The organism is Kosakonia sp. H02 (assembly GCA_030704225.1).
Taxonomy (GTDB): Bacteria; Pseudomonadota; Gammaproteobacteria; order Enterobacterales; family Enterobacteriaceae; genus Kosakonia.
In genome coordinates, this window is sequence record CP131915.1 from 616,128 (window position 1) to 629,629 (window position 13,502).

Annotated in this window: 17 protein-coding genes and 2 tRNA genes; 7 read left to right on the forward strand and 12 right to left on the reverse strand. The window is 52.1% G+C overall.

The features are described 5' to 3' along the window. Positions 1 to 6 precede the first annotated feature (6 nt). Positions 7 to 804: a flagellar biosynthetic protein FliR gene (gene fliR, locus Q5705_02975; GenBank protein ID WLI77544.1), complete on the forward strand. Its 798-nt coding sequence runs from the start codon at positions 7 to 9 to the stop codon at positions 802 to 804. A gap of 279 nt (positions 805 to 1,083) precedes the next feature. Continuing rightward, a complete protein-coding gene (gene rcsA / locus Q5705_02980; protein ID WLI77545.1) occupies positions 1,084 to 1,707 on the forward strand; it encodes a transcriptional regulator RcsA in 624 nt (207 codons plus the stop codon). Positions 1,708 to 1,749: 42 nt separating this feature from the next. Here the strand turns inward: rcsA and dsrB are convergent, their stop codons facing one another. Then, positions 1,750 to 1,938: a protein DsrB gene (dsrB, locus tag Q5705_02985; GenBank protein ID WLI77546.1), complete on the reverse strand. Its 189-nt coding sequence runs from the start codon at positions 1,936 to 1,938 to the stop codon at positions 1,750 to 1,752. Positions 1,939 to 2,066: 128 nt separating this feature from the next. Here dsrB and yodD point away from each other — a divergent pair, with 128 nt between their 5' ends. Beyond that, positions 2,067 to 2,297 carry a YodD family peroxide/acid resistance protein gene (gene yodD / locus Q5705_02990; GenBank protein ID WLI77547.1) on the forward strand — a complete coding sequence of 77 codons (231 nt, stop codon included), beginning with the start codon at positions 2,067 to 2,069 and terminating at the stop codon, positions 2,295 to 2,297. Between the two features lie 218 nt (positions 2,298 to 2,515). Beyond that, positions 2,516 to 3,346, forward strand: coding sequence for a mannosyl-3-phosphoglycerate phosphatase-related protein (locus tag Q5705_02995; protein WLI77548.1), 831 nt, complete (start codon positions 2,516 to 2,518; stop codon positions 3,344 to 3,346). On the opposite strand, the gene dgcQ is transcribed toward Q5705_02995, so the two are convergent. From dgcQ to Q5705_03010, 3 genes are all read right to left on the reverse strand, one after another. Next, positions 3,310 to 5,019, reverse strand: a complete 1,710-nt coding sequence (dgcQ, locus tag Q5705_03000) for a cellulose biosynthesis regulator diguanylate cyclase DgcQ (protein WLI77549.1) — start codon at positions 5,017 to 5,019, stop codon at positions 3,310 to 3,312. The two genes, Q5705_02995 and dgcQ, sit on opposite strands and share 37 nt — an antisense overlap. Before the next feature lie 105 nt (positions 5,020 to 5,124). Continuing rightward, positions 5,125 to 5,307: a DUF2158 domain-containing protein gene (locus Q5705_03005; GenBank protein WLI77550.1), complete on the reverse strand. Its 183-nt coding sequence runs from the start codon at positions 5,305 to 5,307 to the stop codon at positions 5,125 to 5,127. 78 nt (positions 5,308 to 5,385) lie between these two features. Next, complete coding sequence (locus tag Q5705_03010) at positions 5,386 to 6,297, reverse strand: DUF808 domain-containing protein (GenBank protein ID WLI77551.1); 912 nt, start codon at positions 6,295 to 6,297, stop codon at positions 5,386 to 5,388. A 212-nt stretch (positions 6,298 to 6,509) separates the two neighbouring features. Between Q5705_03010 and yedA the strand changes: the two genes are divergently transcribed. Further along, positions 6,510 to 7,421 (forward strand): drug/metabolite exporter YedA, encoded by a 912-nt coding sequence (gene yedA, locus Q5705_03015; GenBank protein WLI77552.1) that lies wholly within the window; start codon positions 6,510 to 6,512, stop codon positions 7,419 to 7,421. Here the strand turns inward: yedA and Q5705_03020 are convergent. From Q5705_03020 to Q5705_03035, 4 genes are all read right to left on the reverse strand, one after another. After that, a complete protein-coding gene (locus Q5705_03020; protein ID WLI77553.1) occupies positions 7,396 to 7,890 on the reverse strand; it encodes a very short patch repair endonuclease in 495 nt (164 codons plus the stop codon). The genes yedA and Q5705_03020 overlap by 26 nt on opposite strands. Before the next feature lie 12 nt (positions 7,891 to 7,902). After that, positions 7,903 to 8,601, reverse strand: a complete 699-nt coding sequence (locus Q5705_03025; GenBank protein WLI77554.1) for a phosphohydrolase — start codon at positions 8,599 to 8,601, stop codon at positions 7,903 to 7,905. A 34-nt stretch (positions 8,602 to 8,635) separates the two neighbouring features. Beyond that, positions 8,636 to 8,899 (reverse strand): cell division protein DrpB, encoded by a 264-nt coding sequence (drpB, locus tag Q5705_03030; protein WLI77555.1) that lies wholly within the window; start codon positions 8,897 to 8,899, stop codon positions 8,636 to 8,638. A gap of 242 nt (positions 8,900 to 9,141) precedes the next feature. Further along, positions 9,142 to 9,231, reverse strand: a tRNA-Ser gene (locus Q5705_03035). Between the two features lie 93 nt (positions 9,232 to 9,324). Between Q5705_03035 and mtfA the strand changes: the two genes are divergently transcribed. Both mtfA and Q5705_03045 read left to right on the forward strand, forming a co-directional pair. Beyond that, a complete protein-coding gene (gene mtfA / locus Q5705_03040) occupies positions 9,325 to 10,122 on the forward strand; it encodes a DgsA anti-repressor MtfA (protein ID WLI77556.1) in 798 nt (265 codons plus the stop codon). A gap of 100 nt (positions 10,123 to 10,222) precedes the next feature. Next, positions 10,223 to 10,298: transfer RNA gene (locus Q5705_03045), tRNA-Asn, on the forward strand. Between the two features lie 155 nt (positions 10,299 to 10,453). On the opposite strand, the gene Q5705_03050 is transcribed toward Q5705_03045, so the two are convergent. Genes Q5705_03050 through Q5705_03065 form a run of 4 tightly spaced genes read right to left on the reverse strand, consistent with a single transcriptional unit; the run spans position 10,454 to position 13,487 of the window. Then, positions 10,454 to 11,230: an SDR family oxidoreductase gene (locus Q5705_03050; GenBank protein ID WLI77557.1), complete on the reverse strand. Its 777-nt coding sequence runs from the start codon at positions 11,228 to 11,230 to the stop codon at positions 10,454 to 10,456. A 39-nt stretch (positions 11,231 to 11,269) separates the two neighbouring features. Beyond that, entirely contained in the window at positions 11,270 to 12,058 is a 789-nt protein-coding gene (locus tag Q5705_03055; protein WLI77558.1) for an inositol monophosphatase family protein, read from the reverse strand. 27 nt (positions 12,059 to 12,085) lie between these two features. Then, positions 12,086 to 12,505: an RbsD/FucU domain-containing protein gene (locus Q5705_03060; protein ID WLI77559.1), complete on the reverse strand. Its 420-nt coding sequence runs from the start codon at positions 12,503 to 12,505 to the stop codon at positions 12,086 to 12,088. 52 nt (positions 12,506 to 12,557) lie between these two features. After that, positions 12,558 to 13,487, reverse strand: coding sequence for an ROK family protein (locus tag Q5705_03065; protein WLI77560.1), 930 nt, complete (start codon positions 13,485 to 13,487; stop codon positions 12,558 to 12,560). Positions 13,488 to 13,502 lie beyond the last annotated feature (15 nt).

Sequence of the window (13,502 nt, forward strand, 5' to 3'; positions counted from 1 at the left end):
CGGCTTATGTTGAACGTCACCAGCGACCAGTGGGTACACTGGATCAGTATGTATTTCTGGCCGCTGCTGCGCGTGATGGCGTTGATCATGACTGCGCCTATCCTGAGCGAATCGCGTATTCCCCGCCGGGTGAAAATTGGGCTGGGGATTATTATCACTATCGTGATTGCCCCGACGCTGCCGGCCACGCCGGATGTCGAAATCTTCTCTCCGGCTGCGCTATGGTTGGCGTTTCAGCAGATCCTGATCGGCATTGCGCTCGGTTTTACCATGCAGTTTGCCTTTGCCACGATTCGCATGGCGGGCGAGGTAATCGGCCTGCAAATGGGCCTCTCTTTCGCCACCTTTGTTGACCCGACCAGCCATTTAAATATGCCGGTGTTGGCACGCCTGCTGGATATGTTGGCGATGCTGTTATTCCTGACGCTCAACGGCCATTTGTGGTTGATCTCAATGCTGGTAGACACCTTCCACACCTTGCCGATTGGCGGTAATCCGGTCAACAGCAATGCATACCTGGCATTAACGCGGGCAGCGGGGATGATTTTCCTCAATGGGTTAATGTTGGCGCTGCCGGTTATCACGTTGCTGCTGACCATTAACCTTTCGCTCGGTTTATTAAACCGCATGGCGCCGCAATTATCGGTGTTTGTGATCGGTTTTCCCGTTACGTTAAGCGTCGGAATGTTGCTCATGGCAGCAATGATGCCGTTGATTGCGCCATTCTGTGAACGGGTATTCAGTGAAATATTCAATCTGTTAGCTGAAATTGTCAGCGAGCTGCCGCAAAATAGTAATCCCTGATTTTCATACTGGCTTCCCTGAGGATAATCCTAAAGTTAAATTAGAAAAACATAGACCAGGATATATCTGACGCGGTTTATTTGTTTTTAGCGTTCTCACAGAACGCAACATTTACTTTACTTTAAGATGATTCCTGGCAAATTATACCTAACTTTACGGGATAGTGGATTCGCCTGAAGTCTTCATCCTGCACTTCAGTAATATAAGTTGTTTCCTGTATGGCTTCTGAAGCTTCTGGCGGGTGGTGAATTATCGTTACGCATTGAGTGAGGGTATGCCATGTCAACGATTATTATGGATTTATGCAGTTATACCCGGTTGGGATTAACAGGGTATCTGACAAGCCGGGGGATAAAAAAACGAGAAATCAATGATGTGTTAACTGTTGATCAACTCGAAACAGCTTGCACCACGCTTCAGCCATCTGTGGTGTTTATTAATGAGGACTGCTTTATCCATGACCCAAGCAGCAGTCAGCACATAAAGCAAGTCATTAATCAGCATCCCCGTACGCTGTTTATTGTGTTTATGGCCATTGCGAATATTCATTTTGATGAATACCTGTTAGTCCGTAAGAACCTGCTCATCAGTTCAAAGTCAATCAAGCCGGAGTCACTGGATAATATTCTGGGAGATTACCTGAATAAAGAGAGGAAAAGCGTGGGAACCATTAATTTACCCACACTTTCACTAAGTCGCACCGAGTCCAGCATGTTGAAAATGTGGATGTCGGGGCAGGATACAATTCAAATCTCCGATCAGATGAATATTAAAGCGAAAACGGTATCATCACATAAGGGAAATATTAAAAGGAAAATTAAAACGCATAATAAACAAGTGATCTATCATGTAGTACGGCTAACAGATAATGTTACCAGCGGTATATTTGTTAATATGCGTTAAAGCTTATGTTATTTATTCACCCTCCTTTACGGAGGGCGAAAATTAACCATCTAATTCGACAAATACCCCATCCGGGTGGCCTTTTTCATTAAAGAACCAGATACCGAGCGGGTAATCTTCAAGTGAAACCAGGTACATCGTACCTTCATTGAATGCCTCAACAGCCAATACCACTCCCGGACGGCGTGGACCTCCGTCCGTTTTGACCGTAACCCGATCGTTAACCTTCATATTCACTCCTCCTGTCGCATTTACGCCAGTTTAGAACAAAACGCCGCCGCTGGCAGCGCCCCGCACTCTGCCTGCCGTTTTTTTCTACCGTCTATACTTGTTTTCAGGACAGTGAACGAGGTGAGAGCATGAAAACGGCGAGAGAGTATAGCGAAACGGCCAAGCGCGACGTGCAGGTAGACGTTGATGCCCTGCTGGCGGCCATTAACGAAATCAGCGAAAGCGAAGTTCACCGTATTGATGATGACGAAGGTCAGCGCGTAAGTGTTGATGGGCGTGAGTATCATACCTGGCGGGAACTGGCGGAAGCCTTTGAGCTGGATGTGCATGACTTTAGCATCACCGAGGCGAATCGCTAAAGAGGCATCCCGGCCTGAAAAAGGCCGGGATGAAACTTGCTTACGCAAGAAGCACTTAAAATTCGTACATCAGGGAATCTGATGTAAGAACCACTCTATCGACTATGTATTGCAATGACAAGATATATCCATAATACAAATATTTAGCATGCATATAGTATTCATATGAATACAGTTAACCTGCATTGTTTTCCCTTCTGGATGTAAAGGAGCCGAATATGCCGAGCCTGGACGACCCGTTACTGATTTTTACCGATGTCGATGGCACCTTGCTGGATAGCCACACGGGTGAATGGCAGGCCGCTGCTGGCTGGCTTACCCGTCTGCGCGAGCGGCAGATCCCGGTCATTTTATGCAGCAGCAAAACGGCTGCCGAGATGCTTGCGCTGCAAAAAATCTTGCAGTTGCAGGGGTTGCCGTTTATCGCGGAAAACGGCGCGGTGATCCAGCTTGCCGAAGAGTGGCAGGACAACGAGCACTATCCGCGCATTATGACCGGTGCGCCTCATAGCGAAATCACCCAGGTTCTTACCCAGTTACGTAAAAAGTACGACTGGAAATTCACCACGTTTGATGAACTCGACGAACATGTGCTGGCGGAAGTGACCGGCCTGCCGCTGGTGCAAGCGAGCCTTGCTAAGTTGCAGGAAGCGTCGGAAACGCTGATTTGGCGCGATAACGATGCGCAGATGGCGGCCTTTGATGAAGCGCTCTCCCGATTAGGCCTGCGGTTTGTACAGGGCGCGCGGTTCTGGCATGTGCTGGATGAGCGCGGCGGAAAAGATCAGGCGGTAAACTGGCTGACCCGGCAATATCGCCATTATCAGGGCAAACGCGCCTTGACGGTGGGACTGGGCGACGGTCCGAACGATGCTCCCCTGCTGGATAGCGTGGATTACGCGATTGTGGTGCGAGGCCTTAACCGCGAAGGCGTTCAGCTACGTCAGGATAAGCCTGAGCGGGTGTACCATACCGAGCTGGAAGGCGCGGCGGGCTGGCGCGAAGGGTTGGATCATCTGTTCGGGGTTTCATCGGCGGCGCAAACCTGATTGCGCCCGTTGTTTTTCGCCCGGTATAAACGGCGGTCAGCGACCGATTGCAGATGTTCAAAATCGTAATTGTTCTCTCCAAAGGCATCGCTGACGCCGAATGAGGCGCTGATACGCATCGTCGTATGCTTGTGGATCAAAATCTCTTTGCCACCGATGCGCTGGCGAATGTGTTCGGCAATCTGGGTTGCCTGTTCCAGCGTGCTGCCCGGTAACAAAATACAAAACTCCTCCCCACCGACGCGTCCGGCCACATCCTGCTCGCCGAGAGTGCCAGAGATAAGCCCGGCAGTATGCGATAACACCCGATCGCCGGCCTGGTGGCCGAAGCGGTCATTGACGCTTTTGAAATGATCCAGATCGACCTGAATAACCGCAAAGGGCAGTTTTTGTGCCCGCGCGAGTTGCGACAGCGCTTTCGCTCGTTCAAACAGTGCGCCACGGTTGCACAGGCGTGTAAGCGGGTCGTACCACGCCTGCCATTGCAGAGTGCTTTGCATGCTGTACATGTTTTTGACCATCCGGCGGATAACGCCCCAGGCGACGACCAGCATCGCCATAAACAGCAGCCACAGTACCGCCATCACAATGCTGATACGGCCAAAATCCCCGGTTATGCCTTCGCGCAGGGTATGGATGCGCAGCAACGTGCCGCCAAAATGTTTCAGCTTTTGCCAACTGACATAACGCGAGCCAAGCCGCAGCCCGCCGAGGGTATCCTGTGCCATTTGCGCGTCGAGCAAGGCGCGCTCTTTAGACGTAAACGTGCCTTCCACCGCATCGGTCGGTAACGTGCTGGTGAGCAGCCTGAAGTTGATATCGTAGAGTTGATATTCGCCCCGCTCCTGCCCGTGCGCGCCCTGCCGGGCGCTGGTCAATAACAGATTGATGGCATCGACCGGGAAGCTCATCACCAGCACGCCAAACCAGTAGCCGTGATAATCAAGCGGCACGCTGGCCGTGACGTTGCTCCCGCTCGCGCTTTCCGGGGCCGAATCGGCAAACCAGCGCACACCACGGGCACGATTTTCCTGAAGTTGTTGCCCGCTAAACCACGGGCGCATCAGTAAGTGATAGTACGTCGGGACAATCGCCTGTTCGTTGCTGACGGTGTCGGTGGTAATGAAAAAACCGGCACGCGAGACGTACCAGGCGCGGCGCGGCAGCATCAGGGCGTGGGAAGAGAGACGGAACAGGTAACCCAGTTCAATGGCGGCGGTCAGTTCATTGTGCAGGTCGTCATTATCGCGGTTGAGCAACCTGGTTTGCGTGACGAAATAGTCAGAGACGCCGTAAACAGGCAGCGTTCTGGCGTTATCCACGCCGATTTGCCACTGCGGCAGCGCACGCTTTTGTTCAAACTCTTCGCTCCGTTTCTTCAGGATGTTCAAACCCAGCGGCGTTTGCAGCGCGGCCTCCATCGTATGGCGGAAAAAGAGCAGCCTGCCGATGCCGACCTGCATTTGCATATCCAGCGCGTTGCTGACATTTTCCAGCGCACTGCGCTGACTGGTGGCATAGGCACCCTCCAGCACAATCACTTCACGCCAGGTGAGCACCGTCGAGGTGACCATAACGATGACAAAACAGAGGTTCACCACCCATGTCGGATTGAAATAGCGCTTGCCGTGGTGATGAGGCCCGGACACGTTTACGACACTGGACTGCCGCACAGTGGCTCCCTGATAAGTTATGGTTTGCTGTTTTGGTCACGCGCCTGAATCCGTGCGGCGGTTGTTTGCAAGAAAAACGCCCAGCAAAGCCGGGCGTTTCGATGGTTATGCTTGTTCGTGAATTATCCGCCCGTCGCCAGGCATCAGTTCATCTTCACGAAAGGCTTCCCGTTTGACCCCATAGCCGTCATACCACCGACACTCCACCATACCGCTGGCGTAACCAGTGACAATCATGCGCGGACCACCATTTTTAGCCTGAACTTCATCGCTGACCACAAAGACCATTACTGCCTCCTGTAGCAGGGTGAAACTTTTTCACCTTAGACGAAGTTTGTTTACTTTGCGTAATGCGAACGGGAGATTTTATGCTTCCTTGCCGCGTAAACGCGCAATCCCTTTCACGATGGCCACCACAATCGCGCCGATAATAAAGCCGATCAGCAAGTTAGCCACCATCGGCGTTAACGCTTGCAGCAGCGCATTTTGCGTGCCGGCAAAATGTTCAATGGCGTGATGTAACGGCGCAATGCCGTGGACCACAATCCCGCCGCCCACCAGAAACATCGCCAGCGTCCCGACGACCGAGAGGATCTTCATTAGCCACGGGGCAATAATTAACAGCCCTTTTCCCAGCCCCTGCGCCAGCGCGCCGTTCTTCTCCACCAGCCAGTAACCCATATCGTCAAGCTTGACGATAATGCCCACCAGGCCATAAACGCCGATGGTCACCAGCAGCGCAATGCCGGAGAGGATCAGCACCTGGTTGAGCAGCGGCGCGTCGGCAACGATGCCGAGCGTAATGGCGACAATCTCCGCCGACAGAATGAAGTCTGTGCGTATTGCGCCTTTGATTTTGTCTTTTTCAAACTGCTTAGGATCCTGCGCCGCCAGCGCTTCTAACCGCTTCTGGCGCGCTTCGGGGCTCTCTTTGTGCTTGCGTGCTTCAAAGGTATGAAGCACTTTTTCCACCCCTTCAAAACACAAAAACGCGCCGCCGAGCATCAGCAAGGGGGTGATCGCCCACGGAATAAAGGCGCTTATCAGTAGCGCGAGGGGAACCAGTATGACTTTATTCAGTAACGAGCCGCGCGCCACGCCCCAGACTACCGGTAATTCACGGTTGGCGCGCACGCCGGTCACTTGCTGCGCATTGAGCGAGAGATCGTCACCCAGTACGCCCGCGGTCTTTTTCGCGGCGACTTTGCCCATCACCGAAATGTCATCCAGCAAGGTGGCAATATCATCGAGTAAGGTTAATAAACTACTTCCTGCCAAAATGTCGTCCTTATTGATTATGCTGCGCAAGCCCGCCCAGCGATGGTCGAAAGCCGAAGAGTATGCGGTAAAAGATAGCAGGCGAAAACCATCTCGTAGCATCTGCAAAAAAGAGTCAACAAAAATTTAACAGTTTCCACACGATTATCCCCTCGCAAGGCGGATAGTTTTAGCGTTAACTATAAGCCTCGTATCTTTTGCCGTGGTGGGTTATGCGTTTCAGGCAAGTTTTACCGCTTATTGGTGCGCTGTTTGCGCTCTATATCATTTGGGGTTCCACGTACTTTGTTATTCGTATTGGCGTTGAAAGCTGGCCGCCGTTTATGCTGGCCGGCACGCGCTTTTTCTGCGCCGGAGTTGTACTGACGGCGGTGTTACTGCTCACCGGGCATAAACTGCCGCCGCTGCGACCGCTGCTAAATGCGGCGCTGATTGGTGTGCTGCTGCTGGCCGTCGGCAACGGTTTTGTCACCGTCGCTGAGCATCAAAATGTCCCTTCCGGCATTGCCGCCGTGGTCGTGGCGACCGTTCCCCTGTTTACCCTTTGCTTTAGCCGTTTCTTCGGCATCGCAACGCGAAAAATTGAGTGGCTGGGCATCGCCATTGGTCTGGCGGGCATTGTATTGCTCAATAGCGGCGGCAATTTGAGTGGAAACCCATGGGGCGCGGGACTGATTCTGGTGGGTTCACTAAGCTGGGCGTTTGGCTCGGTGTATGGTTCTCGCATTGAACTGCCTGCGGGCATGATGGCGGGCGCAATTGAGATGCTGGCTGCGGGGGTTGTGCTACTTGCGGCGTCCGCGATAAGCGGCGAGCACCTGACCGCCGTACCGCCGCTTTCTGGCTTCTTTGCGGTGGGTTACCTGGCGCTGTTCGGCTCGATTATCGCCATCAATGCTTATATGTATTTAATCCGCAACGTGACGCCCGCCGTGGCAACCAGCTACGCCTACGTCAACCCGGTGGTCGCCGTGCTGCTCGGCACCGGTTTTGGCGGCGAACATCTCTCGCCAATAGAGTGGCTGGCGCTGGGCGTGATTATTATGGCGGTGGTGCTGGTGACGCTGGGTAAATACCTCTTCCCGGCGCGCCCGACGGTTACGCCGTGCGAGGCGGAGAAGTAATCGACAGAGCATGAATGCCCTGGGTGTCGATCTGCGCGGTTTGTTGCCCCTCGCAGATCCACTCTTCCAGCCTTTCACCGAGCGCGTTATCGCTTAGCTTCAGCTTTCCACGCAGCGCACATTCCCAGACAATCAGCACCCGCCAGCCCTGTTCAAGCAACAGGGTGCAGTCGCGCGCGTCCCGCGCAACGTTTTTGCCGATTTTTTCCAACCAGAAGTCGGTGCGTGTGGCCGGGACTTTAAAGAGATAACAGTTGTGACGGTGCCAGAAGCAGCCGTGGGTAAAAATAACGCAGCGGTAGGCATCAATAATAAAATCAGGACGCCCCGGTAAGGTGGCGTCCTGTACGCGAAAGTCGAGCCCCAGTGATTCAAGGCATCCGGCAAGCCGTTTCTCGATGGCGGTATCGCGCGTGGCGATGGCACGCATATTTTTGCTGCGCGTCTCTTTATTGTGTACATCCGCCATCTTGTTTCTCCGTCAGAACAGGTGCGGGCTGAAGCGGCGCAGCACCTCATCATCAAGATGTTGATGTTCGCCCTGCAACTCGGCACTCAGTTTCGCCATGTAGTGCACCAGAAAATCCGCATTATGCTGTGCCAGCTCACGCCCTTTGGCGGTTTGCATGGACGCGGGTAGTTTTAGCAACTTGCAGCGGAAATGATCAAGGGCGAAACGCTTATCGTCCAGTTCGCGCTGCGCCGCAAAGGGATCGTCACCATCAAACAGCGCAGCGCCCATTGAGCCGGAGACGGCAAATACCCGCGCCAGGCCAATCGCACCGAGGGATTCCAGCCGATCGGCATCCTGCACGATTTTCGCCTCCAGCGTTTGCGGCGCAATGGCCGCGCTGAAGCTATGCGCTTCAATAGCGTGACGCACAGCATTTAATGAGGATTCGGGGAAGTCGGGAAAATCGCAGGTGAGGATTTCAGCGGTTTTTTCTGCCGCCCGTTGTGAAGATTGATGCCGCTGCGGGTGGTTTTTCGCAAAGCTGACAATGTCATGGAAATAACAGGCGGTCAGCACCACCAGCGCATCAACCTGCTGGTCTTGCATCAGCGTTTGCGCCGTTTTCCATACCCGGCGAAAGTGGGAAACATCGTGGGCGGCATCAGCCTGATTAAAGTGTTGGGTCATCCATACATCGAAGCGCTGTTGCCAGCCGGGTAAATTCATTCTTTTCTGCCTTATGACAAGTAAACCGGGTGCGTCAGGTATCCGCATCGCGCGGACGCGTATACCAGGCGATAGCGCCCAGTATCGCACCTACGGCACTCAGTGCAACAATGCCAGAAATAGTGTTCAGCCAACTGCCGACGGAATTTACGGCTCCGTTACCGAACCCGGAAGGCACCTTAGCCTGGCTTGCCAGCCAGAGATCGTTCAGCACCGTCCAGCAAAAATAGAGGCAGTATATCCAGAAAACCCACAGCGCCAGTTTCCCTCCTGCACTTCGAGCCGCACTATCTTCCATAATGTTTTTCCTTATATGGGCAGCGAGTGAAAAGGATGAAATTATTTTTCACATCAATAAGATTACTGACACATCATATCGTCTGTGAATATGTTTAAAAGATATATCAGCCCTTTTGCGGCACGGATGAATTGTATGCTGGTGAAGTTGTTAAAAGAAGGTTATAAAATGTGCAAACGCACGAGCGGGGAAGTAACTGTGACAAGGGTCGTGGAAAGCGAAACGCGTAACTGTTTGAATAATGGCGGAGAGAGGGGGATTTGAACCCCCGGTAGAGTTGCCCCTACTCCGGTTTTCGAGACCGGTCCGTTCAGCCGCTCCGGCATCTCTCCGTTCAGATGGTTGCCATGATGCCAGGTAATTTGGCACTTTAACAGACCCTGTCCCGTTAATTTGGTTCAAGTGGCGAGTTTGCGAGCAAAACGATGATTAAGTGGCCCTGGAAAACAAAGGAATCTGCGGATGACGCAGAACTCCCCTGGGAAGAAGCATTAAACGCCCCGGTATTAGCGAATTTATCGTCAGATGAACAAATCAGATTGGTTCATCTGGCGGAGCGCTTTTTGCAGCAAAAACGATTAGTGCCGTTACAGGGGTTCGATTTAGACGCGCTGAAAAGCGCGCGCATCAGCCTGCTGTTTTGCCTGCCGGTGCTGGAGCTTGGCCTCGAATGGCTGGATGGCTTTCATGAAGTGCTGATCTACCCTGCCCCGTTTGTTGTCGATGATGAATGGGAAGATGATATTGGTCTGGTGCATAACCAGCGCATGGTGCAGTCTGGCCAAAGCTGGCAGCAAGGGCCGATTATTCTCAACTGGCTGGATATTCAGGATTCGTTTGACGCGTCCGGTTTCAATCTGATTATTCACGAAGTGGCGCACAAACTGGATACGCGAAATGGCGATCGCGCCAGCGGTATTCCGCTGATCCCGCTGCGCGAAGTGGCGGGCTGGGAACATGATTTGCGCGCCGCAATGGACAATATTCAGGATGAGATAGACCTGGTAGGCGAAAGCGCGGCCAGCATAGATGCCTATGCAGCAACCGATCCCGCCGAGTGTTTCGCCGTGCTTTCGGAATACTTCTTTAGCGCCCCGGAACTCTTCGCCCCGCGCTTTCCTGCGCTGTGGCAACGCTTCTGCCATTTCTATAAGCAGGACCCGCAAAACCGCCTGCGCGCGCAGCCTGGCGGCTACGGTGAGAGCGCTAATCAGGTTCACTAAAACAGCAATCTGCATTTTAGTTAGCCAGTTGAATCAGCACGTTAATTTTAGTGTTGACACCAAAGTACGGGGCCAGTAGTATGCGCCCCGTTCACACGATTCCTCTGTAGTTCAGTCGGTAGAACGGCGGACTGTTAATCCGTATGTCACTGGTTCGAGTCCAGTCAGAGGAGCCAAATTCTTGTTTTTATGCCTTTTTAAATATTAAGAAGGTCAATTTGAAAGCAAAATCTCCCAGCCCCAACGCAGTAACTGCAAAACTCCTTCCCCAACGTACCGTCACTAAGAAACCTGTAAACAGATCAATCCTTTTGCTCGCTTTTTATCATCCCTAAACAATGGTCCATCCGCCATCAATAGCCAACGTTGCGCCAGTTATCATGGCCGAGGCGCCGGAGGCAAGAAATACGACCGGAGCCGCAATATCGTCAGTCTCAGCAACTCGCCCAAGAGGAATGCGTCCGATCAAAGAGGCTAATACTGCCGGGTCGTTGAGCCAGTGTTGAGTGCTGTCTGTGCGTGTGAAGGTTGGGGCAACAGCATTCACCCGGATATGGTATTGCGCCCATTCAGCGGCCAGACATTTGGTCATGTGGATCATGGCGGCTTTCGTCATGCAATAGACGGGTTCACCAGGCAACGCAACCACACCCGCCTGGGAAGCAATATTGATGATAGTTCCCCCGCCCTGGGTTTTCATGCCACGGGCAACCGCCTGAGCGGCAAAAAAAGCGCCCTTAACATTCAGGAAAAACATTTCATCAAAATCTTCAGCGGTAACGTCCAGTGCGGCGGCGGGATGGCTTAGCCCGGCATTATTGACCAGTATGTCTATTTTTCCGTCTGATAACGTCGCAACCTGGTTAATCGCCTGATTGATAGCGGTCAATGACAACATATCCATCTTAACGGCAAATGCATTGATACCCTGTTGCTGCATCTCTGCGGCGAGCACCTTGCCCTCGGCCAGGTTCCTGCACCCCAGGGCAACCGATGCGCCTGCTTTTCCGAGCGCGATAGCACATGCTCTGCCAATCCCCCGAGTCGCCCCGGTCACCAGAGCAGTTCTGCCCTGCAAAGAAAAAGCGTGGTCAGTTATTTCTGACATAAGATAAAGCCCTCACACAGGGATTCCGCCTGTTTTACGTTAATGACCTAACAACATACTTTTTTCGATGATGTTTTGTAGCTGTGGTGTACAGGCGATGACTTCATTACCGCGCTGCAAGCATTCCGGGGTAAGAAAATGGTTAGTCCAGCCGCCAGCTTCCTGCACGATCAAGACTGCCGCCGCCGCATCCCATGCATTGATATGTAATTCACAGTAAGCATCCTGCCTTCCCATGGCGACGTAGACCAGCCCAAGCGCACCTGAACCGCAACGTTTTACGCTGGCACCCAACGCATTTAATCTGGCATGGACTTTCGCATAACCGTCAAAAGGCACCCGCGCCGACCACCCCAACTCAATGACAGACTCTTCGATGTTAGAAATAGCGCTTACCTTAATGGGCCGTCCATTAAGCGTGGCCCCGCCTGCACGTGTAGCGGTGAAAAGCTCATCCAACATCGGGTCATAGACGATCCCGATCTCAGTATTTCCCCGTTGGACAAAAGCAATTGAGACACAAAAATACGGCACCCCTCTGGCAAAATCGGCGGTGCCATCAATGGGATCAACCACCCAAAGATTGTCGCCCACTTCCCCCCCGTATTCTTCACCTAAAAAATCATCATCAGGGAATGCGTCCGCAAGTCGACTTGCAATTAACTTTTCTACTTCACCATCCGTTTCAGTTAAATAATCCTGCGGGCCTTTGAATTTTAAATTCAGGACATTATCGCGTTCCCGAAAACGCGTCCGTATCAGCATGCCCGCTTCCCTTGCCGTGGCACATGCAGCCAAAAAGCGTAAATGAATATCGGCTTTACTCATATCGACTCCTGTTCACTATCACTGTTTTCATAAAACACCCTTGCGAACCAGGATATTCCCGTAGACGCGTTCTTCCCCGGTGACCACGATAGCAACGGAGCGTGCGGCACGTAATTTGAAATTCGCGGTTGTGAGTGAATCAACCTTGATATCGGGAACATGATTTGCAAATACATTAATAAAATCTTTCATCACAGGAAGGATTTCATCGGGTTGATCTGTTTTTTGCATTCTGACCACCGCCTCTGGTTTTTTATCCACAGGCAATACCGTCAGGATAGCGTCCACGAGTGCGGGCGCGTTGACTCCTTCATAACGAATAACTTTAGGCCCGGCGGTTGTGGCCGCATAATTTCTGTCAACAATGGCAATATCTTCGCCATGCCCCATCGAGCACAACACCGCGAGTAATTCCGGCCCGAGTAACGGATTAATATTTTTAAGCACAGTGCCTCCAGTTATTTCGTGATTATTATGGTGACCCTATTCACTGGTCTGTTCAGTCAAGAAGGGTTTCTGATAATTTCACCGCGCCATACAGTACGCTTTGCCAGCCGTGTCTCGCCCACCGTAGTTCTGGTGAAATATTTACCCGGGCGAAAGGATTATCACTGCTGAGCAATGATTCCAGGCGTTGTTTAGGATAATTTTTCATTGCTACAACGCCCCCACCCAGTATCACAACTGCCGGGGATAATATCGCTATGGCGCTTTCTACCACTAATGCCTGGTAATGGATAAAGTCATCAAGTGCGGTGGCCAGGGTTGTATCGTTATGATTGATAGTGAATATGTCATCAATAGGCTGTTTATATTTTGCGGCGATGGCTGCCAGTGCCCGGCCAGAAGCGTAATCCTCAACATATTCCTTACGGTCAGCACGCCGATGAGATAACTCGTTGAAAACGGGCATATGGCCTATTTCCAGTGCCCATCCCTCGCCCCGCAGAGGTTGTCCATCAATAAGCATTGCAGCACCAATACCCGTACCAAAAAAAATACCTAACACGGGGCGAGCCTGTAATGTCGGCTCATTACTATATTCACCCAATAACGCCAATATGGCGTCTCTCTCCAGTATGACGGGGATGTTGAGTCGGTTCACAAGTTCTGTCTGTAGACGTAACCCCGACATTTCCGGAATATTGGGCAGGTGCAGAATAAGATCGCCATCTTTAGCCAGAAAACCGGGCACAGTGACGACCATCACCTCAGGCATGATCCCTGTTTTGTTTATCACCCTTCTTATTTCATTTTCCAGACAGGCAATGGAATCCCCGGTACGCAACAAAAGCGTCGCGAGGATATGCGAGAACGATAAAGGCAGGCCCTGTTCCAGGTAACCAAATTTGACATGCGTACCACCGATATCAATCACTAATATGTGCGTGAATCCTGATTTTTTTGAAGGTGCTGATGGATGACTCATATCGCCCTCCGGCGC

Bases quoted from the DNA above. Each gene is read 5' to 3' on its own strand.
- mtfA (WLI77556.1), top strand. From the start codon at position 9,325: ATGATTAAGTGGCCCTGGAAAACAAAGGAATCTGCGGATGACGCAGAA.
- fliR (WLI77544.1), top strand. From the start codon at position 7: ATGTTGAACGTCACCAGCGACCAGTGGGTACACTGGATCAGTATGTAT.
- Q5705_03055 (WLI77558.1), bottom strand. From the start codon at position 12,058: ATGAGTAAAGCCGATATTCATTTACGCTTTTTGGCTGCATGTGCCACG.
- drpB (WLI77555.1), bottom strand. From the start codon at position 8,899: ATGGAAGATAGTGCGGCTCGAAGTGCAGGAGGGAAACTGGCGCTGTGG.
- yodD (WLI77547.1), top strand. From the start codon at position 2,067: ATGAAAACGGCGAGAGAGTATAGCGAAACGGCCAAGCGCGACGTGCAG.
- Q5705_02995 (WLI77548.1), top strand. From the start codon at position 2,516: ATGCCGAGCCTGGACGACCCGTTACTGATTTTTACCGATGTCGATGGC.
- yedA (WLI77552.1), top strand. From the start codon at position 6,510: ATGCGTTTCAGGCAAGTTTTACCGCTTATTGGTGCGCTGTTTGCGCTC.
- Q5705_03020 (WLI77553.1), bottom strand. From the start codon at position 7,890: ATGGCGGATGTACACAATAAAGAGACGCGCAGCAAAAATATGCGTGCC.
- Q5705_03005 (WLI77550.1), bottom strand. From the start codon at position 5,307: ATGGTCTTTGTGGTCAGCGATGAAGTTCAGGCTAAAAATGGTGGTCCG.
- Q5705_03065 (WLI77560.1), bottom strand. From the start codon at position 13,487: ATGAGTCATCCATCAGCACCTTCAAAAAAATCAGGATTCACGCACATA.
- Q5705_03050 (WLI77557.1), bottom strand. From the start codon at position 11,230: ATGTCAGAAATAACTGACCACGCTTTTTCTTTGCAGGGCAGAACTGCT.
- Q5705_03025 (WLI77554.1), bottom strand. From the start codon at position 8,601: ATGAATTTACCCGGCTGGCAACAGCGCTTCGATGTATGGATGACCCAA.
- rcsA (WLI77545.1), top strand. From the start codon at position 1,084: ATGTCAACGATTATTATGGATTTATGCAGTTATACCCGGTTGGGATTA.
- dsrB (WLI77546.1), bottom strand. From the start codon at position 1,938: ATGAAGGTTAACGATCGGGTTACGGTCAAAACGGACGGAGGTCCACGC.